The sequence below is a fragment of the Kluyvera georgiana genome, from assembly GCF_050990895.1.
GTDB lineage: Bacteria > Pseudomonadota > Gammaproteobacteria > Enterobacterales > Enterobacteriaceae > Kluyvera > Kluyvera georgiana.
This window is the reverse complement of the sequence record NZ_CP158865.1, coordinates 140,066-164,152: the sequence shown is the minus strand read 5'-3', so window position 1 is coordinate 164,152 and position 24,087 is coordinate 140,066. Positions and strand designations below refer to the sequence as shown.

Below are 24,087 nucleotides of genomic sequence, written 5' to 3'. Positions count from 1 at the left end.
AATCCACTCTCCTTAGAAAATCTCAATCGTGATCCCACGCACAAATCGCTACCCTTCTGCCATTCATTCCGGGAGCAAACATGTTACTGCACATCCTCTACCTGATTGGCATTACCGCTGAAGCCATGACTGGCGCGCTGGCCGCCGGGCGTCGCCGCATGGATACCTTTGGCGTGATTATTATCGCCACCGCCACCGCACTGGGCGGCGGTTCCGTACGCGATATGTTGCTTGGCCACTATCCGTTAGGCTGGGTACAGCATCCGGAATACATCATCACCGTTGCCGTTGCGGCAGTGCTGACGACCATTGTCGCGCCGGTAATGCCGTATCTGCGCCGCCTGTTTCTGGTGCTGGACGCCGTAGGGCTTATCGTTTTCTCTATCATCGGCGCACAGATTGCACTGGATATGGGTGAAGGCCCGATCATCGCCGTCATTGCTGCGGTGATTACCGGTGTCTTTGGCGGCGTGTTGCGCGACATGTTCTGCAAGCGCATTCCGCTGGTATTCCAGAAAGAACTTTACGCCGGCATCTCTTTTGCCGCCGCCGTGCTTTACGTCGCGCTACAGCACTACGTCAGCAATCACGATGTGGTGGTGATTTCAACGCTGCTGTTCGGCTTTACCGCCCGCATGCTGGCGCTGAGATTGCGGCTCGGTCTACCGGTATTTCACTACCGTCACGAAACACACTAATCAAATCCCGCCACGCCCAGCGTATGTAGCTTGTCGGCAAGCGCAACGATCGTGGGGTGGTGGAGAAAGATCACCAGGCGGTGGGCCCTCTCCGGCCCAATCCCCGGTAGCCTTTGCCAGGCCAGCTCATCTCGCGCTGAAATCTGTTGCCATGAGGTATCGCCGGATGCCTTGAGCGTGGCTTCGGGCAACGGCGTCCCCAGCGCCTTGACCCACAGCCGAAAAGGCTGGCGACGCGTCATCTCAAAACGGTGCCATAGCTGTTCGGCGCGTTCTGGCGCGATTCCCGGTATCTCTTTTAGCTGGGCCGCCCGCAGTTCAAGCCAGGAAAAAAGGTGGTCGAACGGTAACGCCATCATCAGCCTGTTCCAGCCTGCTTCTCCCAAACCTTCCAGATTAAAAACCTGCGGTGAAGACAGCCAGTTCAGGCGAGATAAGAACTGTGCCCGACAGCCATCCGTCAGAAAAAAGCAGGTTAGCGAATGGTATTCTCCCACCGGAGGATTAGGTTTTGTTCGATCCAGCCCGCGCCAGATAACGCTATCCAGCCGGGGAATCCCCTGGCCTGCCAGGCTCACCAGCAGTTGATCGCCCACGGTGAAATCCAGACGCCGCCAGCGCGCAACGGACCCCACATTAACCCGCCTGACCTGCTTGTCATCCAGCTTTACCGGCTCAAGCTCTGCGACAACCGAGACCTTGCCGCTACGCCCTATCGAGAAGTGAATACCGTTCACCTGCGCGACCTGTGCCACCGGCTCGTATTTCCATGCAGCCACCCAGGTTCCCTGCTTCGGCAGCCAGTACGCGCCCGCGGGTTCTTTCGCTTCCCGAATCACAATGCCATCGGTCGCAAACGGTAAGGGCGTGGTTAACCAGCGTTCGCGCCAGTTCGCCACCTCCTGAACGCGGGAAACCCGATGAGAATAATGCTGGGCAAGCTCAAATCCAGCCGCAGACAGCTGCGCCAGCCGTTCAGACATCGCCGCCGGACCATCCGGCCATGCCCAGATAAACAGCGACAATGCCGATAGCGGCTCGCGTTCACCTCGCCGCATTAACATACCCGCCACCTTTGCACGGGCGTTCATGCCGCCCATTTTGCGCTGCACATGCCCCTCTGCGCGTAAAAAGATCTCACCTTGTAAAACGCTGTTTGCCAGAGCACCCTGTACCGCCTTCGGCAACGACGGTATCTGCCTGACTTTATCCGTCCAGTCTTCCCCCACCAGGCCATCCCCTCGGCTAATCGCCTGATAAAATTGCCCGTGGCGATAAACCAGCGTTACCGCAACGCCATCGACTTTTGGCTGCACCCATAGCTCACCTTTGTCTTGCATCCACTGCCCCACAGCCCGTGCATCCGCCAGTTTTCGCACTCCGGTATGGGCGACAGGATGCTTAAGCGCGTCGTGTAACGGCGGCAAACTCGTGCTCTCTACTGATTTCGCACCAAAACAATGCTGCCACCGTGTAAGCCGAGCAGTGAGTTGGTCATAGACGCCGTCGCTCACCCCGCTGACGCCTTGTCGCCAGTAATCGGCGTTCCACTTTGCTATTTGCCCCTGTAGCTGCGCAATCTCTTGCTCGGCCCGCGCGGCAGACCAGACTGGACAGCTGGCTTGCGCCTGCATAGCCAGCAGCCACCCCAGCCCCATCATCCATGCCTTCATATGCTTTCCCCGTCAGTACGCTGGCTCTGTTTGTAATGCAGCCGTTTTCTGCACGCGAGGGCGATCGTATCGTTTCCCGAGCAGGCTTCAGGGAAAACGCATTCGTTGCAGCAACATGGGGATAATTCAGGAAAGCGACTCGCAAAATGAAAGAAACTGGCGCAAAAAGTGTGACAAAGGCTACGTCGCGCAGCGCCGCCGTGTATAATAGGCTCGTATGTAAGTTCTCTTTCGATCATCACATACAAAAGACACTCATGGCTCAAGGCACGCTCTATATTGTTTCCGCCCCTAGTGGCGCGGGTAAATCCAGCCTGATTCAGGCTTTATTAAAAACCCAACCGTTGTACGACTCCCAGGTCTCTGTTTCACATACCACGCGCTCGCCGCGTCCGGGTGAAGTGCACGGTGAACACTATTTCTTCGTGAATCACGACGAATTCCGTTCGATGATTGGCGAAGGTGCGTTTCTGGAACACGCTGAAGTCTTTGGCAACTATTACGGCACCTCGCGTCAGGCTATCGAGCAGGTCCTGGCGACCGGCGTTGATGTCTTCCTGGACATCGACTGGCAGGGCGCACAGCAAATCCGTAAAAGCATGCCGGGCGCGCGCAGCATCTTCATTCTGCCGCCGTCTAAAATTGAACTGGACCGCCGCCTGCGTGGCCGTGGCCAGGACAGCGAGGAAGTCATCGCTAAACGAATGGCTCAGGCAGTTGCAGAAATGAGTCATTACGCGGAATATGATTACCTTATCGTCAATGATGATTTCGATACCGCGCTGAGTGATTTTAAGACCATCCTCCGCGCTGAACGTCTGCGTATGAGCCGCCAAAAGCAGCGACATGACGCTTTAATCAGCAAATTATTGGCAGACTGAACCCACTTTCAGTATCATGCCCAGTCATTTCTTCACCTGTGGAGCATTAAAGTATGGCACGCGTAACTGTTCAGGACGCTGTAGAGAAAATTGGTAACCGTTTTGACCTGGTACTGGTCGCCGCGCGTCGCGCTCGTCAGATGCAGGTAGGCGGCAAGGATCCGCTGGTACCGGAAGAAAACGATAAAACCACCGTGATCGCGCTGCGCGAAATCGAAGAAGGTCTGATCAACAACCAGATCCTCGACGTGCGCGAGCGCCAGGAACAGCAAGAGCAGGAAGCCGCTGAATTACAAGCTGTTACCGCTATTGCTGAAGGTCGTCGTTAATTAGATAGCGGGTCGCCCTTGTATCTGTTTGAGAGCCTGAATCAGCTGATTCAAAATTACCTGCCGGAAGACCAGATTAAGCGTCTTCGGCAGGCCTATCTCGTTGCACGTGACGCTCACGAGGGGCAAACACGTTCAAGCGGTGAACCCTATATCACGCACCCGGTAGCGGTAGCCTGCATTCTGGCCGAGATGAAACTCGACTATGAAACGCTGATGGCCGCCCTGCTGCATGACGTGATTGAGGATACCCCTGCCACCTACCAGGACATGGAGCAGCTCTTTGGCAAAAGCGTTGCTGAACTGGTAGAGGGGGTCTCTAAACTTGATAAACTCAAGTTCCGCGATAAGAAAGAGGCGCAGGCCGAAAACTTTCGCAAAATGATTATGGCGATGGTGCAGGATATCCGCGTCATCCTCATCAAGCTTGCCGACCGCACCCACAACATGCGCACGCTGGGCTCATTACGCCCGGACAAACGTCGCCGCATCGCCCGTGAAACGCTCGAAATTTACAGCCCGCTGGCGCACCGTTTAGGTATCCATCACATCAAGACCGAGCTCGAAGAGCTGGGCTTTGAAGCGCTGTACCCTAACCGCTATCGCGTCATTAAAGAGGTGGTGAAAGCCGCGCGCGGTAACCGTAAAGAGATGATTCAGAAGATTCTTTCTGAAATTGAAGGGCGTTTGCAGGAAGCGGGAATTCCGTGTCGCGTCAGCGGCCGCGAGAAACATCTGTACTCTATCTACTGCAAAATGGTGCTGAAAGAGCAGCGTTTTCACTCGATCATGGATATCTACGCCTTCCGCGTTATTGTCCACGATCTGGATACCTGCTACCGCGTACTGGGCCAGATGCACAGCCTGTACAAGCCGCGCCCGGGTCGCGTAAAAGACTACATCGCGATTCCAAAGGCCAACGGATATCAGTCCCTGCACACCTCGATGATTGGGCCACACGGTGTCCCGGTCGAAGTCCAGATCCGTACCGAAGATATGGATCAAATGGCAGAGATGGGTGTTGCCGCACACTGGGCTTACAAAGAGCACGGTGGCGAAAGCAGTACTACCGCACAAATCCGCGCCCAACGCTGGATGCAAAGCCTGCTGGAACTGCAGCAGAGCGCCGGTAGTTCGTTTGAATTTATCGAGAGCGTTAAATCCGATCTCTTCCCGGATGAGATTTACGTTTTCACCCCGGAAGGCCGCATCGTCGAACTGCCCGCTGGCGCGACGCCGGTGGACTTCGCCTACGCCGTGCATACCGACATCGGTCATGCCTGCGTCGGCGCGCGCGTCGACAGGCAGCCTTACCCGCTGTCGCAGCCGCTCTCCAGCGGCCAGACGGTAGAAATCATCACCGCGCCGGGCGCACGCCCGAACGCCGCATGGCTCAACTTTGTCGTCAGTTCGAAAGCGCGCGCAAAAATTCGCCAGATGCTGAAAAACCTCAAGCGCGACGACTCCGTCAGCCTGGGTCGCCGTCTGCTGAACCACGCGCTGGGCGGTAGCCGCAAGCTCGCGGAAATCCCGCCGGATCATGTTCAGCGCGAACTTGACCGTATGCGTCTTGCCACCCTTGACGATCTGCTGGCCGAAATTGGCCTCGGCAACGCCATGAGCGTGGTGGTGGCGAAAAACCTCCAGCAGGGCGAAGCTATCCCGTCTGCACCGGGTGCCTCCGGGCATACCCATCTGCCGATTAAAGGCGCAGACGGCGTACTGATCACCTTCGCGAAATGCTGTCGTCCAATCCCTGGCGACCCGATCATCGCCCACGTCAGCCCGGGTAAAGGGCTGGTTATCCACCATGAATCCTGCCGCAACATTCGCGGCTATCAGAAAGAACCTGAGAAGTTCATGGCGGTTGAGTGGGACAAAGAAACGGCGCAGGAATTTATCACCGAGATTAAGGTTGATATGTTCAACCATCAGGGGGCGCTGGCCAACCTGACGGCAGCCATCAATACCGCGACGTCCAATATTCAAAGCCTGAATACGGAAGAGAAAGACGGCCGCGTATATAGCGCCTTTATCCGCCTGACCGCCCGCGACCGCGTGCATCTTGCGAATATCATGCGCAAAATCCGCGTGATGCCGGACGTCATCAAAGTCACCCGTAACCGAAACTAGCTTTTTACACAAAATCATTCGAATTGCATCAAGGAGGCAAGCGAATGAGTCCCCAGGAGCGTACAACAGTACGTGACTGGGGTGAATGAGTGCGGCCAACGCCGAGGCAATTGGAAGGATGAAGTGTAAATGAACTTACAGCGTTATGCGCGTATCCGTGAGATGCTCGCCAGGCGTCAGCCTGACCTGACGGTCTGCATGGAAGAGGTCCACAAACCTCATAATGTTTCGGCGATCGTTCGCACCGCCGATGCTGTAGGCGTTCACGAAGTTCACGCTGTGTGGCCGGGTAACCGCATGCGCACGATGGCCTCGGCGGCAGCGGGCAGCAACAGTTGGGTGCAGGTAAAGACCCACCGGACCATCGGTGACGCGGTAGGCCATCTGAAAAGCCAGGGCATGCAGATTCTGGCGACACATCTGTCCGACAAAGCCGTCGACTTCCGTGAAATCGATTATACCCGCCCGACCTGTATCCTGATGGGCCAGGAAAAAACCGGTATCACCCAGGAAGCATTAGCCCTCGCGGATCGGGACATCATCATCCCGATGATTGGCATGGTGCAGTCGCTCAACGTCTCCGTCGCCTCAGCCTTGATTCTCTACGAAGCGCAGCGCCAGCGGCAGAACGCCGGCATGTATCGTCGGGAAAACAGTATGCTACCGGACGAAGAACAGCAGCGTCTGTTGTTTGAAGGCGGCTACCCGGTGCTGGCAAACGTCGCTAAACGCAAAGGGCTTCCTTATCCCCACGTCAACGAGCAGGGCGAAATTGAAGCCGATGCCGCGTGGTGGTCCACTATGCAGGCCTCGGAGTAACTGTTATGCAAAGCCGTCTGCTGGATGCCGTTCCGCTCAACACGTTGACCGGCGTAGGCGCCGCGCAGAGCAGCCGGCTGGCAAAAATTGGTCTGCACACGGTGCAGGATCTACTTCTGCACCTGCCGCTGCGCTACGAAGACCGCACCCAACTTTATCCCATTGGTGAACTGCTTCCCGGCATCTACGTGACCGTGGAAGGCGAAGTCCTGAACTGCAATATCACCTTCGGCGGCCGCCGGATGATGACCTGCCAGATTAGCGACGGCACCGGCATCCTGACGATGCGCTTTTTCAACTTCAACGCGGCGATGAAAAACAGCCTCGCCACCGGGCGGCGGGTGCTGGCCTATGGCGAAGCTAAACGCGGCAAGTACGGTGCGGAGATGATCCACCCGGAATACCGCGTACAGGGTGACCTCAGCACACCGGATTTGCAGGAGACCTTAACGCCGGTCTACCCCACCACCGAAGGCATTAAACAGGCCACGTTACGCAAACTCACCGACCAGGCGCTGGATTTACTTGATACCTGCGCCATCAGCGAACTGCTGCCGCCAGAGCTGGCACAGGGAATGATGAGCCTGCCGGAAGCGCTGCGTACGCTGCATCGCCCGCCGCCGACGCTGCAGCTTGCCGATTTAGAAACCGGTAAGCACCCGGCGCAGCAGCGCCTAATCCTTGAAGAGCTGCTGGCGCACAACCTGAGTATGCTGGCCCTGCGCGCGGGCGCACAGCGTTTCCACGCCCAGCCGCTCAGCGCCAACGATGCGCTGAAAGATAAGCTGCTGGCGGCGCTGCCGTTTAAGCCCACCGGAGCACAGGCGCGCGTTACCGCGGAAATTGAACACGATATGGCGCTGGATGTGCCGATGATGCGTCTGGTACAGGGCGATGTTGGCTCCGGGAAAACGCTGGTTGCCGCACTGGCTGCGCTTCGCGCCATCGCCCATGGCAAGCAGGTGGCGCTGATGGCGCCAACCGAACTGCTCGCCGAACAGCACGCCAACAACTTCCGCAGCTGGTTTGAGCCGCTGGGCGTTGAAGTCGGCTGGTTAGCCGGTAAGCAGAAAGGCAAAGCCCGTCAGGCGCAGCAGGAGGCCATTGCCAGCGGTCAGGTGCAGATGATTGTCGGTACCCACGCGATCTTCCAGGAACAGGTGCAGTTTAACGGGCTGGCGCTGGTGATCATCGACGAACAGCACCGCTTCGGCGTGCATCAACGACTGGCGCTGTGGGAAAAAGGCCAGCAGCAGGGCTTCCACCCGCATCAGCTGATCATGACAGCCACCCCAATCCCCCGCACCCTGGCGATGACCGCCTATGCCGACCTGGATACCTCGGTGATTGACGAACTGCCGCCGGGCCGCACCCCGGTGACAACGGTAGCGATCCCCGATACCCGTCGCCATGAGATCATCGACCGCGTGCGCAACGCCTGCACCACCGAAGGCCGCCAGGCCTACTGGGTCTGTACGCTGATTGAAGAATCAGACTTGCTGGAAGCGCAGGCGGCGGAAGCTACCTGCGAAGAGCTGAAGCTGGCGCTGCCGGAACTGAATATCGGCCTCGTACATGGCCGCATGAAGCCTGCTGAGAAACAAGCCGTTATGCAGGCGTTCAAACAGGGCGAACTGCATTTGCTGATTGCCACCACGGTGATTGAAGTCGGCGTCGATGTGCCCAATGCCAGCCTGATGATTATCGAAAACCCGGAGCGTCTGGGGCTGGCGCAACTGCATCAGCTCAGAGGCCGCGTAGGCCGTGGCGCGGTGGCCTCACACTGCGTGCTGCTGTACAAAGCGCCGCTGTCGAAAACCGCGCAGATGCGCCTGCAGGTGCTGCGCGACAGCAACGACGGCTTCGTGATTGCTCAGAAAGATCTCGAGATTCGCGGCCCCGGCGAACTGCTCGGTACTCGCCAGACCGGCAACGCCGAATTTAAAGTCGCCGACCTGCTGCGCGATCAGGCAATGATCCCAGAAGTTCAGCGCCTGGCGCGCCATATTCATGACCGTTACCCGCAGCAGGCCAATGCGCTGATCGAGCGCTGGATGCCGGAAACCGAACGTTATTCCAACGCGTAGCCATACCCACAGCCCGAAAAGGGCTGTGCTAAACTTCGCACAATTTTACTTCCCTGGACGAGTTTGTAATGAGACGAGAACTGGCAATCGAATTTTCGCGCGTCACCGAAGCGGCGGCGCTGGCAGGCTACAAATGGCTGGGCCGTGGCGATAAGAACACCGCCGACGGCGCAGCGGTCAATGCCATGCGTATTATGCTCAACAAGGTCAACATTGACGGCACCATCGTCATTGGCGAAGGCGAAATCGATGAAGCGCCAATGCTCTACATCGGTGAGTCCGTCGGCACCGGTAACGGCGACGCGGTGGATATCGCCGTCGACCCGATTGAAGGCACCCGCATGACGGCGATGGGCCAGGCAAACGCCCTGGCAGTGCTGGCCGTTGGCGACAAAGGCTGCTTCCTCAACGCTCCTGATATGTATATGGAAAAACTGATTGTCGGCCCAGGCGCCAAAGGTTCCATCGACCTCAACAAACCGCTGGAAGAAAACCTGCGCAACATTGCCCGCGCGCTGGACAAGCCGCTTTCCGAATTAACCGTCACCATTCTTGCCAAGCCGCGTCACGACCAGGTGATTGTCGAGCTGCAAAAGCTGGGCGTGCGCGTATTTGCGATTCCCGACGGCGACGTTGCCGCCTCTATCCTGACCTGCATGCCGGATAGCGAAGTCGACGTGATGTACGGCATCGGCGGTGCGCCGGAAGGGGTGGTCTCCGCGGCGGTGATTCGCGCGCTGGATGGCGATATGCATGGCCGTCTGTTGGCCCGTCATCACGTGAAGGGCGATAGCGAAGAGAACCGTCGTATCGGTGAAAATGAGCTGGAACGCTGCAAGGCGATGGGCATTGAAGCGGGTATCGTGCTGACGCTGGACGACATGGCGCGCAGCGATAACGTTATCTTCTCCGCCACCGGCATCACCAAAGGCGATCTGCTCGACGGTATTACCCGTAAAGGAAATATCGCCACCACCGAGACGCTGCTGATCCGCGGTAAATCACGCACCATTCGCCGCATTCAGTCTATTCACTACCTCGATCGCAAAGACGCTGAAATCCAGCGCCACATTCTTTAAATCATTTGATCAATCGAGCTTTCCAGCCCTTTCGGGCTGGAAATCTTTTCTCGTCGCGGTGAAGATAAGATAACGCGAATGAGAGGAGATACGCCATGGCAGACTGGGTTACAGGCAAAGTAGTCAAAGTGCAGAACTGGACCGATGCACTGTTTAGCCTTACCGTCCACGCGCCGGTTCATCCGTTTACCGCCGGGCAGTTCGCCAAGCTGGGGCTGGATATCGACGGTGAGCGAGTACAGCGCGCCTACTCTTACGTTAACGCCCCCAGCAATCCCGACCTCGAGTTCTATCTGGTGACCGTTCCGGAGGGCAAGCTCAGCCCACGGCTCGCGGCGCTAAAACCGGGTGATGATGTCCAAATCGTCAGCGAGGCAGCCGGCTTCTTTGTGCTGGATGAAATCCCTGACTGCGAGACGTTGTGGATGGTGGCAACCGGCACGGCAATTGGCCCGTACCTGTCGATTCTGGAAGAAGGCAAAGATCTCGATCGCTTTAAAAATCTGGTGCTGGTACATGCCGCGCGTTACGCCGCCGATTTAAGCTATCTGCCGCAAATGCAGTCATTAGCCGCACGTTATAACGGCAAGCTGCGTATTCAGACCGTTGTCAGCCGGGAAAACGTACCGGGGATGCTGAATGGGCGCATTCCGCCACTGATTGAAGGCGGCGCGCTGGAAGCCTCGGTAGGGTTACCGCTCAACGCGGAAACCAGCCATATCATGCTGTGCGGCAACCCGCAGATGGTGCGCGACACCCAGCAGTTGTTGAAAGAGACCCGGCAGATGACCAAACACCTGCGCCGTCGTCCGGGCCACATGACCGCCGAACACTACTGGTGATCGGCGCGGTACTTCACGGCCTGGGTATCTTTACCGTATTTGTTTTCGCCCTGGGTGCCGACAAACGCGCCCAGGTCGATCAGCATCATGACGATAATCAGCGTCGGAACAAAACGCCCAACGCCCCACTGCCATACGCCGGGCAGCATGGACCAGTTGCCCGCCAGCAGCATCCACGCCAGCACCATCAGCAACGCCCAGAGGCCAGATTTACCCCGGTCATGCAGACGCTTAATGGTCACTGCTGCCGTTGGCCATAGCAGACACACCAACATAAATGCCGCCGTTTGTAAGTCGACGAGCCCGCCGCCCGCAAGGCTGAACAGCGCGACCATCGTCACGGCCCAGATGGCAATCCAGATCCAGAAGTCACGGCGTCCAATGCGCCCTTTAATGGAAAATAACCATTGCTGTAGAGTCATGTACCCTTTCCTTTGTCGTTGTGCCGCGTAGTTTACCCTGAAGTGGGCACATTTTGACAAGCGAGGCGGTTCCCGTTTTAATCGTCATCTGAAAAGAGGAGGACGATTGGCATGAAACAATGGATAACGCTCTGTCTGGCAGGACTCATCTCGCTGAGTTTTAGTCAGACCGTACTGTCAGCGGAAACGCCTGCAGCCGTTGCCCCATACCTGCTCACGGGCGCCCCGGCGTTCGATCTCTCCATCAGCCAGTTCCGGGAAAAGTTTAATACCGAAAACCCCAGCCTGCCGCTCGGCGAGTTCCGCTCGATTACCTCCAGCCGCGATCAGCTCACCATTACCCGTGCCGCCAGTAAGATAAATGAAAACCTCTACGCCTCGACGGCGCTGGAGCGCGGCACGCTGAAGATTAAGTCGATTCAGATTACCTGGCTGCCGATTCAGGGGCCGGAGCAGAAGGCGGCAAAAGCCAAAGCGCAGGAGTACATGAGCGCCCTGATGCGTGCGGTCATTCCCACGCTAACCAAACAGCAAAGCCAGCAGAAATTACAGAAGCTGCTGACACAAGGGAAAGGCAAACATTACTTTGCCAGTACCGAAGGCGCAGTGCGCTATGTTGTCGCAGATAACGGCGAAAAAGGGCTGACCTTCGCCGTTGAACCGATTAAGCTGGCGCTATCTGAAAATCTTGAAGGGGAGAATAAATGATAAAAAGCAAAGCCTTCATGCCTTTCAATCTCTATACTGTTTCACAGACCATGCTGCCCTGACGGGCGGCCATATTCCTTAATTCGCTGACAAGCGTGGAGAATCGAAATGCGACATCCTTTAGTGATGGGTAACTGGAAACTGAACGGCAGCCGCCACATGGTAAACGAGCTGATTGCTAACCTGCGTAAAGAGCTGGCTGGCGTGGCTGGCTGCGGCGTGGCTATCGCTCCGCCGGAAATGTATATCGATATGGCTAAACACGCCGCGGCGGGCAGCCACATCCACCTGGGCGCGCAGAACGTTGACCTGAACCTGTCTGGCGCCTTCACCGGTGAAACCTCCGCTGAAATGCTGAAAGATGTTGGCGCAACCTACATCATCATCGGCCACTCCGAGCGTCGTACCTACCACAAAGAATCTGACGAGCTGATCGCCAAGAAATTCGCCGTGCTGAAAGAACAGGGTCTGATTCCGGTTCTGTGCATCGGTGAAACCGAAGCAGAAAACGAAGCGGGCAAAACTGAAGAAGTATGTGCACGCCAGATCGACGCCGTTCTGAAAACTCAGGGCGCGGCGGCCTTCGAAGGCGCGGTTATCGCTTACGAACCAGTATGGGCGATCGGTACCGGTAAATCAGCAACTCCTGCGCAGGCTCAGGCGGTGCACAAATTCATCCGTGACCACATTGCTAAAGCTGACGCGAAAATCGCTGAACAGGTTATCATCCAGTACGGCGGTTCCGTAAACGCAGGCAACGCAGCAGAGCTGTTCACCCAGCCGGACATCGACGGCGCGCTGGTTGGCGGCGCATCCCTGAAAGCTGACGCTTTCGCGGTGATCGTTAAAGCAGCGGAAGCAGCTAAAAACGCGTAAGACATTGACGCGGCATTCGTGACGGATGGCGGCGTAAACGCCTTATCCGGCCTACGAGTTACGCAATCAATGCCTGGTTAAACCGGCCCTACGGCCGGTTTTATTATTTTGTAGGCCGGATAAGCGCAGCGCCATCCGCGCAAGTTATTATAATTTCCCCAGCACCTGATACCACGCATAGTCCAGCGGCAACAGCAGCAGATAACTCACCGCCGCCAGCGCCAGGCACAGCAGCATGCCCGCGCGCGCAGGCACCTTCCCTAACGCCATCGCCACCACGATCGGCGAGGCCTGATACGGCAGCAGCGGCGTGGAATAGCCCAGCACCTGAATCATAATCACGCTCAGCAGCGGGAAACCGGTCGCATCGGAGAAGCTCTGGGCAAAAGTGGTATACAGCGCCGGAACGCCGTTGGCGGTCATGATGAAATTCAACGCGCTGGTAATGCCGGTCAAGGCGAGGAAGCTGGTAAACGGCGCGTCTTCATTCAGCGGCATGATGTGCAACAGCGCGTTGCCCACCACCGCACCGATGCCCGTCTGGGTAACGGTAATCGCCAGCCCGAGGATCCCCGCAACATAGATGCAGGTACGAATATTTACCCCGCTGGCAAACTCTTCACCGGTAATAAACCCAACGCGCGGCAGCAGCGTGACGACCGCGGCGACCAGCCCCGTCCAGGCCGGCCCGATACCGTGCCAGCTCTCGGTCACCCACAGCGTGAGCACTACCGCCAGCAGCCACGCCAGGCGCTTCTCATCACGACTCATCGGCGGCAATGGCTCAAGTTCGCGCGGCGGATGCGGTTTGCCAGGGAACAGCCAGCAGATAAGCACAATCAGCGCGGCACCCTTCAGCCAACCCAGCACCGGTGTGTGCAGCAGCAGATACGGGACATAGTTCAGATGAACGCCGTAAGCCCCTTCTGCGGCCCCGCTCATGACCAGATTGGGCACGTTGGCGGGCAAAATGGTGGCGGAAAGCTGGAAGGTGCCGAAACCCACCGCCAGTGCCAGGCCGTACCAGCCACGGCTACCGTCCTCGATGCCCGCGCGTTTCGCCATCGCCGCCACAATCGGCATCAGCAGCGCAATACGCCCCATGTTGGAGGGCATCACGAACGCCAGCGCATAGCTCAGAAGTACCACGCTGGCGACCATCAACGGCCAGGAGTCCGTCAGCCTTGCCGACAGCGCTCGCGCGGCCCGGTCGGCCAATCCCGTCTTGCGAATAGCCACCCCGAGCACAAAACCGCTGAATACCAGCCAGAACGCCGACGAGGCAAAACCGCCGAAAATGACGTCCGGCGGCGCGATTTTCGCCGTCATCGCCGCCGCAAAGAACAGCAGCGCGGTAATAAACTCCGGCAGCAGAGAGGTGGCCCATAGCAGGATGGTGACGCCAACAATGAGTGAGGGAAGGAACAGAGGATGAGAAAACCAGAGCGACATACCTGTCTCCTGTCGTTTTTTTCAGCAAGAATACGACGACAGGCCAGACAGGTAAACGCCAGATTAGGTAGGGTTATTGCAGTATCTCGCAGCGATGATCCTGAATTTCCTCGGCAGAAGCTCGGTTCAGCGTCAGCAGGTTACGCTCGGTCGCCAGCAGCAGCAGCGAGTCATCGCTTTGCTTCACCAGCGCCAGCGCAAAGCGCCCCATATGGTCGCGTGCTTCCGGCACTTCTTCCGCCAGCATCAGGAACGGGCTGCGCTGCGCCAGCTCATTTTCAGTGACGCGACGCGCCAGATATTGATGCCCCATCAGACCACCCGGCAGCGGGAGCCAGCGGCTGCTAATGGCGGCGATATCGCCGTCCAACTGCTCGCGAACGTCTTTGCGCAGGCAGGAAATATGGATATGGAAATGGTTTTGCGTCCGCCCGGTACGGGAGTTGATGGTCAGGGAGATGGCGCTATCCGGCACCTCTGAACCCCGTTTATCGCTCATGATCATGCGACGCTGCCACGCCTGCCAGAAAAAGTTTGGCGTCAGTGGGTCTAGCAGCAGTGGGCTTTCAGTCCCATTGATACGGTAGGTTGGCATCAGCAAGTATTGCAGCGGGCCGTTGCGGTCCTTAAACAGCACGTAGCCGCCTGTCGGGTTCACGTCGGCGCACGGCGCAGGGGTCCGATGCTGCAATTGGTTCGGCACGCACTGCTTTAGCACAATCTGACGCAGGGCATCCGGGTTGCCGGAATGCAGCCAGTACCAGCCGCCAGCACTCGCCGCTATCACCATCACCAGCAGCGCGACCAGCAGGTATTTTAACCTTGTCATGTTGTCTCCCCAGAAAAAACCAGGGGGAAGAGTAGCGTACTTTGATGACTAAAAGAAAACGCCCGACAAATTTGCCGGGCGTCAGAGGGAGATTAACGCTTACTAATCTGATCGAAGGTGCCGCCGTTGGAGAAGTGTTCTTTCTGGGCTTTTGTCCAGCCGCCGAACTCATCATCAATGGTGAACAGCTTCAGTTTCGGGAACGCATTTTCATACTTCTTCGCTACATCCGGGTCACGCGGACGATAGAAGTTCTTCGCCGCAATTTCCTGGCCTTCCGGCGAGTAGAGGTACTTCAGGTAGGCTTCCGCCACCGCGGTGGTGCCTTTTTTCTCAGCCACTTTGTCAACCACGGAGACGGTCGGCTCGGCGAGAATAGATTCGCTCGGGGTGACGATTTCAAACTTGTCTTTCCCCAGTTCGTTCGCCGCCAGCAGCGCTTCGTTTTCCCACGCAATCAGCACATCGCCAATGCCGCGTTCTACAAAGGTGTTAGTGGATCCGCGGGCGCCGGAGTCCAGAACTTCGACGTTTTTATACAGCGCTTTCACGAAATCTTGTGCTTTGGCCTGATCGTTGTTGTTGTGGTGCAGCGCGTAGCCCCAGGCAGCCAGGTAGTTCCAGCGTGCGCCGCCGGAGCTTTTCGGGTTCGGAGTAATGACGGAAACGCCCGGTTTCACCAGATCGTTCCAGTCTTTAATCTGTTTCGGGTTGCCTTTGCGGACCAGGAACACGATGGTAGAAGTGTACGGCGCGGAGTTATCCGGCAGGCGTTTGATCCAGTTTTTGTCGATACGGCCACGCTCGGCAATCGCATCAACATCGTAGGCCAGCGCCAGCGTCACGACGTCAGCTTCAATACCGTTGATCACGGAAGTGGCCTGCTTGCCAGAGCCGCCGTGTGACTGACGAATCACCACGTTATCACCGGTCTCTTTTTTCCAGTGCGCGCTGAACGCCTTGTTGTATTGTTCGTACAGTTCACGCGTCGGATCGTAAGACACGTTCAGTAATTGGATATCCTTAGCCAGTACGCTGGTGGAAGCCAGTACGCTGGTGGAAGCCAGCAAAAGAGTTAACCCTACGCCCCACTTGTTCATCGCCCGCTCTCTTATCTGTTGTGTTGTAATGAGGCTAGCCTGCCAGAAATCGAAACGATGATTAAAGAATAAAAAAAGATTGATTATGCCGTTTTGAAATATACGGAAACGAGCAATGCGCGGATGCGCGAATTCACTCAACAGGGAAAATCAGCGAGGAGGGGAAAACTTCCCCAGGCGATAATGACTGCCCGGGGAGAGGTGGAATCAGACTTCTTCCATGCGGCCCAGCAGCGCCTGCAGACGATCCTGCCAGCCGCTCTGCTGTTCTTTCAGCTGGTTGTTTTCACGCTCCAGCTCTTCGCGGCTCTGCTGTGCAGACTGTACATCCTGCGCCAGCGTGTTGTTCTTTTCTTTCAGCTCTTCGATTTCCATCTGCAACAGCGTGATGGTATCAATCGCCTGCTGAACTTTCGCTTCCAGTTTCTCAAACACTTCTAATGACATCGTCATACCTCTCCTGATCTTGCAAGGCGTTGATATCGTCCCGGAACCCCGGTGACGCCTTAACGTAAATAAGCGCACGGCTTGTGGTCGATTGTATGAAGCCCCGCCGCCCCTGTCCAGCGCCAGAGCCTGTAGATTGCGGTTCTCCGCAATTTTCGGCATAGACCTGGAGCGTTAGCGTCAATATGCAATAAATTGTTAACGCTTTAGCGTGCGGAATGTTTCTCTCCTCACATTTTTTGCGGCGAAATCGTTCGCTTTTTGGCGCGAAAACGCTCATTTCTTGACGAGCAACACACATTTTGATTTCGATATTTCTCGTTTACGCTCGTTAACGATAAATTAACACTATACCTACAAGGTAACATGAGCGTCATGAATGCTCATGAACACAATAATCATCAATTAGTCTTCAGGATTCCGATTATGAGCCAGTCATCAACGTTAAAAGGCCAGTGCATCGCAGAGTTTCTTGGTACCGGGTTGTTGATATTTTTCGGCGTGGGGTGTGTTGCGGCGCTGAAAGTCGCGGGTGCGAGCTTTGGCCAGTGGGAAATCAGCATCATCTGGGGTCTGGGGGTGGCGATGGCCATCTATCTGACCGCCGGGGTTTCCGGCGCACATCTTAACCCGGCAGTCACCATCGCGCTGTGGCTGTTTGCCTGCTTTGATGGCCGTAAGGTCATCCCGTTCATCGTTGCGCAGTTTGCCGGGGCGTTCTGCGCCGCCGCGCTGGTCTACGGGCTTTACTACAATCTTTTCATCGACTTCGAACACACGCACAATATGGTGCGCGGCAGCGTCGAAAGTCTTGAGCTGGCGGGTATTTTCTCTACTTATCCAAACCCGCATATCAATTTTGTGCAGGCATTCGCGGTAGAAATGGTGATTACCGCTATCCTGATGGGCGTGATTCTGGCGCTGACCGACGATGGTAACGGCATTCCGCGCGGGCCGCTGGCGCCGCTGCTGATTGGCCTGCTGATCGCCGTTATTGGCGCCTCAATGGGCCCGCTGACCGGGTTTGCGATGAACCCGGCGCGTGATATCGGGCCGAAAGCGTTCGCCTGGTTGGCAGGCTGGGGAGACGTAGCCTTCACCGGCGGCAAAGATATCCCGTATTTCCTGGTGCCGCTGTGCGCGCCTATCGTCGGTGCAGCACTGGGTGCGTTCAGCTATCGCAAGCTGATCGGTCGCCACCTGCCCTGCGACACCTGCGAGGTTGAAGAGCCGAAAGCGGTCTCCAGCCAAAATCAACACAATGCTTCGCTGTAATCTGACTACGGAACGTTCATTATGACTGACAAAAAATACATCGTTGCGCTCGACCAGGGCACGACCAGCTCCCGCGCCGTCGTTATGGATCATGACGCCAACATCATCAGCGTGTCGCAGCGTGAGTTTGAACAAATTTATCCGAAGCCAGGCTGGGTAGAACACGACCCAATGGAAATTTGGGCGACCCAAAGCTCCACGCTGGTTGAAGTGCTGGCAAAAGCCGACATTAACTCCGATCAGATTGCCGCTATTGGTATTACCAACCAACGTGAAACCACCGTGGTGTGGGAGCGTGAAACCGGGAAACCGATTTATAACGCCATCGTCTGGCAGTGCCGTCGTACGGCGGATATCTGCGAGCAGCTCAAGCGTGACGGGATGGAAGAGTACGTGCGTAAAGCGACCGGCCTGGTGGTGGACCCGTACTTCTCCGGCACCAAGGTGAAGTGGATCCTCGACCACGTGGAAGGTTCCCGTGAGCGTGCGAAGCGCGGCGAACTGCTGTTCGGCACCGTCGACACCTGGCTTATCTGGAAAATGACCCAGGGCCGCGTCCACGTAACCGACTACACCAACGCCTCGCGCACTATGTTGTTCAACATCAACACCCTGGAATGGGATGACAAGATGCTGGACGCGCTGGACATCCCGCGCGCCATGCTGCCGGAAGTGCGCAAGTCTTCCGAAGTGTACGGCCAGACCAACATTGGCGGTAAAGGCGGGACGCGTATTCCTATCGCCGGGATTGCCGGTGACCAGCAGGCGGCACTGTTCGGCCAGCTGTGCGTGAAAGAAGGGATGGCGAAAAACACCTACGGTACCGGCTGCTTTATGCTGATGAACACCGGGGAGAAAGCGGTGGCCTCCAGCCACGGGTTGCTGACCACCATCGCCTGCGGCCCGCGCGGCGAGGTGAACTACGCGCTGGAAGGCGCGGTGTTTATGGCAGGCGCGTCCATTCAGTGGCTGCGTGACGAAATGAAGCTGATTAGCGACGCATTCGACTCTGAATACTTCGCCACCAAAGTGAAAGACACCAACGGCGTGTACGTGGTGCCTGCCTTTACCGGCCTGGGCGCGCCGTACTGGGATCCGTATGCGCGCGGCGCGATTTTCGGCCTGACGCGCGGCGTGAATTCAAACCACATTATTCGCGCCACCCTGGAATCCATCGCCTACCAGACCCGTGACGTGCTGGAAGCGATGCAGGCAGACTCCGGCATTCGTCTACACGCCCTGCGCGTAGACGGCGGCGCGGTGGCCAACAACTTCCTGATGCAGTTCCAGTCCGACATTCTGGGTACTCGAGTTGAGCGTCCGGAAGTGCGCGAAGTGACGGCGCTCGGCGCGGCCTACCTGGCCGGTCTGGCGGTGGGCTTCTGGCAGAATCTGGATGAGCTGCAGGAGAAAGCGGTGATTGAGCGCGAGTTCCGTCCGGGGATTGAGACCACCGAGCGTAACTTCCGCTATAGCGGCTGGAAGAAAGCGGTGAAACGCGCGTTAGCGTGGGAAGAACACGACGAGTAAGCACCGAGCGGGGATACCGGATGGCGGCGCGAACACGCCTTATCCGGTCTACGGTGAGATACCGCCTGTAGGCCTGATAAGCGTAGCGCCATCAGGCAAAAAAATGCCGGAGATAAGCTCCGGCATTTTTATTTCAACCAAACATCGGTAGCAGCAGGAACAGCTTAATCACCAGCGCGTTGACGATATCAATAAAGAACGCCCCCACCATCGGCACCACCAGGAACGCCATATGAGATGGCCCAAAACGCTCGGTAATCGCCTGCATGTTGGCAATCGCCGTCGGCGTCGCGCCAAGACCAAAACCGCAGTGGCCCGCCGCCAGCACCGCCGCGTCATAGTTTTTGCCCATCAGGCGGTAGGTGACGAAAATAGCATACAGCCCCATCGCCAGCGCCTGCACCGACAGAATAATCAGCATCGGCAACGCCAACGACGCCAGTTCCCACAGCTTGAGACTCATCAGCGCCATGGCTAAAAACAGCGACAGGCTGACGTTGCCCAATACGGAAACCGCTCGCTCGAAAACACGATAAAAACCCAGTAATGCCAGACCGTTGCTGACAATGACGCCGACAAACAGCACGCAAACAAACGTTGGCAGCTCCAGTACGGTTCCCACTAGCAGTTGCGCAATAATTTTGCCGATGGTCAGGCAAATGGCGATCAACGCAATGGTCTCAATCAGCACCAGCGAGGTAATCATGCGGCCAACGTCCGGCTTTTCGAACGCGGTCGGCACCGCCTGGTCATCCGGCGTGCCTTCCGGCGACGAGGAGTGTTTGACCAGAAAACGCGCAACCGGGCCGCCAATCAATCCACCGAGCACCAGCCCGAAGGTTGCGCAAGCCATCGCCACTTCGGTTGCGTTCTCAAAACCATAGCGCTCAATAAACAGCTTGCTCCACGCCGCGCCGGTACCGTGACCGCCCGACAGCGTAATCGAGCCCGCCAGCAGCCCCATTAAGGGATCCAGCCCCAGCAGCTTCGCCATCCCAATACCCAGCGAGTTTTGCAGCAGCAGCAGGCCGACCACCACAATCAGGAATGTGCCCACCACTTTTCCGCCCGCGCGCAGGCTGGCGATATTCGCGTTCAGACCAATGGTCGCGAAGAAAGCCAGCATCAGCGGATCTTTCAGGCTCATATCAAAGTCGATTTCCCAACCCAGGCTTTTTTTCAGCACCAGCAGCGCAAGCGCCACCAGCAGGCCGCCCGCGACGGGCTCGGGAATGGTGTATTTCTTGAGAAGGGAAACGCTCTGGACCAGCTTTCGTCCCAGCAGCAATACGAGCGTTGCGGCAACGAGCGTCGATAAGGTATCGAGATGAAACATAATTACAGCTCCTGACTAAACGCATGATCCATTCACACGCGACAATTTTCCGATGTCGAGATCGCCTCTTCTTGAGGCATCGGCCCAAAGTGTAATCATGAAAAGCGCTAAAGTGATAGAAAAAGGTATTATTTGTCAGCATTTTCGTTAACGCACGCGGTTAAACACGCGCACCTGGCATGGTTATTTTCCGCAATAATTTACCGCGCACGAAAGCAACCGTTTGCTTTTACCAACCAGTCCGCTAAAATCGCCACTTTTCCACCACGAGATTGCCTCTGAGATGTCCTCTAACACACTCGAACAAGCCAATGCGCAACCGATTGCGCATAAGCAAACCAGCGAATTGATTTACCGCCTGGAAGACCGTCCGCCGCTTCCGCAGACCCTCTTCGCCGCACTCCAGCACCTGCTGGCGATGTTTGTCGCGGTGATCACCCCAGCGCTGCTGATCTGTCAGGCCCTTGGCCTGCCGGCTGAAGATACTCAGCACATTATCAGCATGTCGTTATTCGCTTCCGGTGTGGCATCGATCATTCAGATTAAAGCCTGGGGCCCGGTAGGCTCTGGTCTGTTGTCGATTCAGGGCACCAGCTTTAACTTCGTGGCTCCGCTGATTATGGGCGGCACGGCGTTGAAAACCGGCGGCGCGGACGTGCCGACGATGATGGCAGCGCTGTTTGGCACCCTGATGCTGGCAAGCTGCACCGAGATGGTCTTATCTCGCGTGCTGCACCTGGCGCGCCGCGTGATTACGCCGCTGGTCTCCGGTGTGGTGGTGATGATTATCGGCCTGTCGTTGATTCAGGTCGGCCTGACCTCCATCGGCGGCGGCTATGCGGCCATGGCCGACAATACCTTCGGCGCACCGAAAAACCTGCTGCTGGCAGGCGTAGTGCTGGCCATTATTATTCTGCTTAACCGCCAGCGTAACCCGTACTTGCGCATCGCTTCGCTGGTGATCGCGATGGCAGCGGGCTATCTGATTGCCTGGTTCCTCGGCATGCTGCCGGAAAACGCGGCCCCGACCAATAGCAGCCTGATTATGATCCCCACCCCGCTGTACTACGGCCTCGGCATCGACTGGAATCTGCTGCTGCCGCTGATGCTGGTGTTTATGATCACCTCGCTGGAAACCATCGGCGACATTACCGCCACTTCTGACGTTTCCGAGCAGCCGGTTTCCGGCCCGGTGTATATGAAGCGCCTGAAGGGCGGCGTGCTGGCAAACGGCCTCAACTCCTGCGTCTCCGCGGTGTTCAACACCTTCCCGAACTCCTGCTTCGGCCAGAACAACGGCGTTATTCAGCTGACCGGCGTCGCCAGCCGCTACGTTGGCTTTGTGGTAGCGCTGATGCTGATCGTGCTTGGCCTGTTCCCGGCGGTAAGCGGCTTCGTACAGCACATTCCGGAACCTGTCCTCGGCGGCGCAACGCTGGTGATGTTCGGCACCATCGCTGCCTCCGGCGTGCGCATCGTTTCCCGCGAGCCGCTGAACCGCCGCGCCATTCTGATTATCGCGCTGTCGCTGGCCGTTGGCCTGGGCGTTTCCCAGCAGCCGCAGATTCTGCAGTTTGCCCCAGATTGGCTGAAAAACCTGCTCTCTTCCGGCATCGCCGCGGGCGGCATCACCGCCATCATTCTGAACCTGGTTTTCCCGCCAGAGAAAGAGTAATTCACCTCGCGGCAGTGGCGCGTTAGCCACTGCCGCTGACATCGAATAAAACGATTCCCGCCTTGAGGATTGCGCATAAATCATGCATAACAGGTTTATGTGCCATTCTCAGGACGGAAGATCATGAAATTTCTTGGAAAGCTCATTATCTGGCTGCTGATCGCCCTGCTGCTGGTGATTCTGGCCTTTTACTTTCTACTGCAAACGCGCTGGGGCGCGCGCCACATCAGCCAGTGGCTCAGCGACAACACCACCTGGCAGGTGAAGTTCGATGCGATGGATCACCGCTTCTCGTCCCCGTCGCATATCCTGCTGCAAAACGTCACTTTTGGCCGCGATGGCAAGCCCGCGACGCTGGTCGCGAAAACCGTAGATATTGGTCTAAGCTCGCGGCAAATTACCGATCCGCTGCATGTTGATACCATTCTTTTACAGGACGGTACCCTTAACCTGTCGCCATCCACCGCGCCGCTGCCGTTTGTCGCCGACCGCCTACAGCTGAGCAATATGGCGCTCAACAGCCCGGAAACCGGCTGGGAGCTGAGCGCGCAGCGTGTCTCCGGCGGCGTGATGCCGTGGGCGCCGGAAGCCGGCAACGTGCTGGGCAAAAAAGCGCGTATTCAAATGAGCGCAGGCTCGCTGGCGCTGAACGGCGTACCGGCCACCAACGTGTTGATTGAGGGCGATATCAATAACGATGAAGTTACCCTGACCACCGTCGGTGCGGATATGGCGCGTGGCTCGCTGACGGGCAATGCCCGCCGCAACGCGGACGGCAGCTGGGTGGTTGATAATCTGCGCCTCAACGATATCCGCATGCAAAGCGATAAATCGCTGCTCGACTTCCTTGCCCCGCTGACCACCGTACCGTCATTACAGATTGGCCGGCTCGACGTGACCGATGCGCGCTTGCAGGGGCCAGACTGGGCGGTCACCGATCTGGACCTGAACTTGCGCAACCTGACGCTGAGCCAGGGCGGCTGGCAGAGCAGCGATGGAAAATTGTCGCTCAACGCCAGCGAATTTATCTACGGTTCTCTGCACCTGCTCGACCCGATTCTCAACGCGGAATTCTCGCCGCAGGGCATCGCGCTGCGGCAGTTCACCTCACGTTGGGAAGGGGGGATGGTGCGCAGCTCCGGCAACTGGTTGCGCGACGCTAACGCCCTGGTGCTGGACGATGCGGTCTTCGCCGGGCTGGAGTATACGCTGCCGGAGAACTGGAAAACGCTGTGGATGGAGCAACTGCCGCCGTGGCTACAAAGCGTAACGCTGAAGAAATTCGGCGCCAGCCGTAACCTGATTATCGATATCGACCCGGCCTTCCCGTGGCAGATCACCGCGCTGGACGGCTACGGCGCCAACCTGCAACTGGTTAAAAACCGCCAGTGGGGCGTGTGGGGCGGCAGCGCGACGCTGAACGGTGCGGCGGCGACCTTTAACCGCGTTGACGTCCGCCGCCCGTCCATGACGCTGAACGCTGATGCCTCTCAGGTCAACATCAGCGAACTGAGCGCCTTTACCGAGAAAGGGATTCTGGAAGCCACCGCCACGGTCTCACAGCAGCCGCAGCGCCAGACCCGCGTCACGCTTAACGGTCGCGGCGTGCCGCTGAACGTGCTCCAGCAGTGGGGCTGGCCCGCATTGCCGATCGACGGCGATGGCAATGTTCAGCTTACGGCCAGCGGCAATGTACAAGCGGATGCACCGCTAAAACCGACGGTGAATGGACAGCTGCATGCGGTGAATATGGATAAGAAGGAAGTCACGCAGCAGATGCTGGGGGGCGTGGTGAAGTAGCCCGGCCAGGCGAGATTGTGCAAGTGTTTCCCCTCACCCGGCCCTCTCCCCAAAGGGGCGAGGGAGACAACCAAACATGCTAGCCGCACAATCGGT

The 24,087-nt window shown here is 57.4% G+C and carries 21 protein-coding genes; 14 read left to right on the top strand and 7 right to left on the bottom strand.

Annotated features, from left to right (window positions below):
- The first annotated feature begins 80 nt into the window (after window positions 1-80).
- Window positions 81-698, top strand: a complete 618-nt coding sequence (locus ABTW00_RS00805; protein WP_064540952.1) for a trimeric intracellular cation channel family protein — start codon at window positions 81-83, stop codon at window positions 696-698.
- Here ABTW00_RS00805 and ligB read toward each other — a convergent pair.
- Window positions 695-2,371, bottom strand: a complete 1,677-nt coding sequence (gene ligB, locus ABTW00_RS00800) for an NAD-dependent DNA ligase LigB (RefSeq protein ID WP_433638214.1) — start codon at window positions 2,369-2,371, stop codon at window positions 695-697. The two genes, ABTW00_RS00805 and ligB, sit on opposite strands and share 4 nt — an antisense overlap.
- Before the next feature lie 257 nt (window positions 2,372-2,628).
- Between ligB and gmk the strand changes: the two genes are divergently transcribed.
- The 7 genes from gmk to fpr all read left to right on the top strand — a co-directional run bounded on the left by gmk (window position 2,629) and on the right by fpr (window position 10,541).
- Entirely contained in the window at window positions 2,629-3,252 is a 624-nt protein-coding gene (gene gmk, locus ABTW00_RS00795) for a guanylate kinase (protein WP_064540946.1), read from the top strand.
- A gap of 53 nt (window positions 3,253-3,305) precedes the next feature.
- Window positions 3,306-3,581: a DNA-directed RNA polymerase subunit omega gene (gene rpoZ / locus ABTW00_RS00790; RefSeq protein WP_000135058.1), complete on the top strand. Its 276-nt coding sequence runs from the start codon at window positions 3,306-3,308 to the stop codon at window positions 3,579-3,581.
- A gap of 18 nt (window positions 3,582-3,599) precedes the next feature.
- On the top strand, window positions 3,600-5,714 hold the full coding sequence (spoT, locus tag ABTW00_RS00785) for a bifunctional GTP diphosphokinase/guanosine-3',5'-bis pyrophosphate 3'-pyrophosphohydrolase (RefSeq protein ID WP_064540943.1): 2,115 nt from the start codon (window positions 3,600-3,602) through the stop codon (window positions 5,712-5,714).
- 129 nt (window positions 5,715-5,843) lie between these two features.
- Window positions 5,844-6,533 (top strand): tRNA (guanosine(18)-2'-O)-methyltransferase TrmH, encoded by a 690-nt coding sequence (gene trmH, locus ABTW00_RS00780; RefSeq protein ID WP_064540940.1) that lies wholly within the window; start codon window positions 5,844-5,846, stop codon window positions 6,531-6,533.
- Window positions 6,534-6,538: 5 nt separating this feature from the next.
- On the top strand, window positions 6,539-8,620 hold the full coding sequence (gene recG, locus ABTW00_RS00775; RefSeq protein WP_433638210.1) for an ATP-dependent DNA helicase RecG: 2,082 nt from the start codon (window positions 6,539-6,541) through the stop codon (window positions 8,618-8,620).
- A 68-nt stretch (window positions 8,621-8,688) separates the two neighbouring features.
- Window positions 8,689-9,699, top strand: coding sequence for a class II fructose-bisphosphatase (gene glpX, locus ABTW00_RS00770; protein ID WP_433638208.1), 1,011 nt, complete (start codon window positions 8,689-8,691; stop codon window positions 9,697-9,699).
- 95 nt (window positions 9,700-9,794) lie between these two features.
- Entirely contained in the window at window positions 9,795-10,541 is a 747-nt protein-coding gene (fpr, locus tag ABTW00_RS00765; RefSeq protein WP_064540931.1) for a ferredoxin--NADP(+) reductase, read from the top strand.
- Here fpr and ABTW00_RS00760 read toward each other — a convergent pair.
- Entirely contained in the window at window positions 10,532-10,963 is a 432-nt protein-coding gene (locus tag ABTW00_RS00760) for a DUF805 domain-containing protein (RefSeq protein WP_064540928.1), read from the bottom strand. The genes fpr and ABTW00_RS00760 overlap by 10 nt on opposite strands.
- A gap of 111 nt (window positions 10,964-11,074) precedes the next feature.
- Here ABTW00_RS00760 and ABTW00_RS00755 point away from each other — a divergent pair, with 111 nt between their 5' ends.
- Window positions 11,075-11,671 carry a DUF1454 family protein gene (locus tag ABTW00_RS00755; RefSeq protein ID WP_433638205.1) on the top strand — a complete coding sequence of 199 codons (597 nt, stop codon included), beginning with the start codon at window positions 11,075-11,077 and terminating at the stop codon, window positions 11,669-11,671.
- A gap of 108 nt (window positions 11,672-11,779) precedes the next feature.
- Window positions 11,780-12,547, top strand: coding sequence for a triose-phosphate isomerase (gene tpiA / locus ABTW00_RS00750; RefSeq protein WP_064540923.1), 768 nt, complete (start codon window positions 11,780-11,782; stop codon window positions 12,545-12,547).
- A 147-nt stretch (window positions 12,548-12,694) separates the two neighbouring features.
- Here the strand turns inward: tpiA and ABTW00_RS00745 are convergent, their stop codons facing one another.
- The 4 genes from ABTW00_RS00745 to zapB form a co-directional block, all read right to left on the bottom strand.
- On the bottom strand, window positions 12,695-13,999 hold the full coding sequence (locus ABTW00_RS00745) for an SLC13 family permease (RefSeq protein ID WP_433638202.1): 1,305 nt from the start codon (window positions 13,997-13,999) through the stop codon (window positions 12,695-12,697).
- Between the two features lie 73 nt (window positions 14,000-14,072).
- The gene (locus ABTW00_RS00740; RefSeq protein WP_433638200.1) at window positions 14,073-14,828 is read right to left on the bottom strand and encodes a CDP-diacylglycerol diphosphatase; all 756 of its coding nucleotides are present in this window, start codon (window positions 14,826-14,828) and stop codon (window positions 14,073-14,075) included.
- Between the two features lie 92 nt (window positions 14,829-14,920).
- Window positions 14,921-15,928, bottom strand: a complete 1,008-nt coding sequence (locus tag ABTW00_RS00735; RefSeq protein ID WP_433638198.1) for a sulfate ABC transporter substrate-binding protein — start codon at window positions 15,926-15,928, stop codon at window positions 14,921-14,923.
- Between the two features lie 207 nt (window positions 15,929-16,135).
- Window positions 16,136-16,381 (bottom strand): septal ring assembly protein ZapB, encoded by a 246-nt coding sequence (gene zapB, locus ABTW00_RS00730; RefSeq protein ID WP_100249963.1) that lies wholly within the window; start codon window positions 16,379-16,381, stop codon window positions 16,136-16,138.
- 420 nt (window positions 16,382-16,801) lie between these two features.
- On the opposite strand from zapB, the gene ABTW00_RS00725 reads away from it, so the two are divergent.
- Window positions 16,802-17,650: an MIP/aquaporin family protein gene (locus ABTW00_RS00725; protein ID WP_064540911.1), complete on the top strand. Its 849-nt coding sequence runs from the start codon at window positions 16,802-16,804 to the stop codon at window positions 17,648-17,650.
- A 21-nt stretch (window positions 17,651-17,671) separates the two neighbouring features.
- A complete protein-coding gene (glpK, locus tag ABTW00_RS00720; RefSeq protein ID WP_064540909.1) occupies window positions 17,672-19,180 on the top strand; it encodes a glycerol kinase GlpK in 1,509 nt (502 codons plus the stop codon).
- A gap of 133 nt (window positions 19,181-19,313) precedes the next feature.
- Here the strand turns inward: glpK and gltS are convergent, their stop codons facing one another.
- Window positions 19,314-20,516: a sodium/glutamate symporter gene (gene gltS, locus ABTW00_RS00715; protein ID WP_064540907.1), complete on the bottom strand. Its 1,203-nt coding sequence runs from the start codon at window positions 20,514-20,516 to the stop codon at window positions 19,314-19,316.
- A gap of 283 nt (window positions 20,517-20,799) precedes the next feature.
- On the opposite strand from gltS, the gene ABTW00_RS00710 reads away from it, so the two are divergent.
- Window positions 20,800-22,191 (top strand): nucleobase:cation symporter-2 family protein, encoded by a 1,392-nt coding sequence (locus ABTW00_RS00710; protein WP_433638193.1) that lies wholly within the window; start codon window positions 20,800-20,802, stop codon window positions 22,189-22,191.
- Between the two features lie 123 nt (window positions 22,192-22,314).
- Window positions 22,315-23,991: an AsmA family protein gene (locus ABTW00_RS00705; RefSeq protein ID WP_065357237.1), complete on the top strand. Its 1,677-nt coding sequence runs from the start codon at window positions 22,315-22,317 to the stop codon at window positions 23,989-23,991.
- Window positions 23,992-24,087: the final 96 nt, after the last annotated feature.

Excerpts from the sequence above, each read along its gene's own strand:
- ABTW00_RS00805 (WP_064540952.1), top strand. The coding sequence starts at position 81 with ATGTTACTGCACATCCTCTACCTGATTGGCATTACCGCTGAAGCCATG.
- ligB (WP_433638214.1), bottom strand. The coding sequence starts at position 2,371 with ATGAAGGCATGGATGATGGGGCTGGGGTGGCTGCTGGCTATGCAGGCG.
- gmk (WP_064540946.1), top strand. The coding sequence starts at position 2,629 with ATGGCTCAAGGCACGCTCTATATTGTTTCCGCCCCTAGTGGCGCGGGT.
- rpoZ (WP_000135058.1), top strand. The coding sequence starts at position 3,306 with ATGGCACGCGTAACTGTTCAGGACGCTGTAGAGAAAATTGGTAACCGT.
- trmH (WP_064540940.1), top strand. The coding sequence starts at position 5,844 with ATGAACTTACAGCGTTATGCGCGTATCCGTGAGATGCTCGCCAGGCGT.
- recG (WP_433638210.1), top strand. The coding sequence starts at position 6,539 with ATGCAAAGCCGTCTGCTGGATGCCGTTCCGCTCAACACGTTGACCGGC.
- glpX (WP_433638208.1), top strand. The coding sequence starts at position 8,689 with ATGAGACGAGAACTGGCAATCGAATTTTCGCGCGTCACCGAAGCGGCG.
- fpr (WP_064540931.1), top strand. The coding sequence starts at position 9,795 with ATGGCAGACTGGGTTACAGGCAAAGTAGTCAAAGTGCAGAACTGGACC.
- ABTW00_RS00760 (WP_064540928.1), bottom strand. The coding sequence starts at position 10,963 with ATGACTCTACAGCAATGGTTATTTTCCATTAAAGGGCGCATTGGACGC.
- ABTW00_RS00755 (WP_433638205.1), top strand. The coding sequence starts at position 11,075 with ATGAAACAATGGATAACGCTCTGTCTGGCAGGACTCATCTCGCTGAGT.
- tpiA (WP_064540923.1), top strand. The coding sequence starts at position 11,780 with ATGCGACATCCTTTAGTGATGGGTAACTGGAAACTGAACGGCAGCCGC.
- ABTW00_RS00745 (WP_433638202.1), bottom strand. The coding sequence starts at position 13,999 with ATGTCGCTCTGGTTTTCTCATCCTCTGTTCCTTCCCTCACTCATTGTT.
- ABTW00_RS00740 (WP_433638200.1), bottom strand. The coding sequence starts at position 14,828 with ATGACAAGGTTAAAATACCTGCTGGTCGCGCTGCTGGTGATGGTGATA.
- ABTW00_RS00735 (WP_433638198.1), bottom strand. The coding sequence starts at position 15,928 with ATGAACAAGTGGGGCGTAGGGTTAACTCTTTTGCTGGCTTCCACCAGC.
- zapB (WP_100249963.1), bottom strand. The coding sequence starts at position 16,381 with ATGACGATGTCATTAGAAGTGTTTGAGAAACTGGAAGCGAAAGTTCAG.
- ABTW00_RS00725 (WP_064540911.1), top strand. The coding sequence starts at position 16,802 with ATGAGCCAGTCATCAACGTTAAAAGGCCAGTGCATCGCAGAGTTTCTT.
- glpK (WP_064540909.1), top strand. The coding sequence starts at position 17,672 with ATGACTGACAAAAAATACATCGTTGCGCTCGACCAGGGCACGACCAGC.
- gltS (WP_064540907.1), bottom strand. The coding sequence starts at position 20,516 with ATGTTTCATCTCGATACCTTATCGACGCTCGTTGCCGCAACGCTCGTA.
- ABTW00_RS00710 (WP_433638193.1), top strand. The coding sequence starts at position 20,800 with ATGTCCTCTAACACACTCGAACAAGCCAATGCGCAACCGATTGCGCAT.
- ABTW00_RS00705 (WP_065357237.1), top strand. The coding sequence starts at position 22,315 with ATGAAATTTCTTGGAAAGCTCATTATCTGGCTGCTGATCGCCCTGCTG.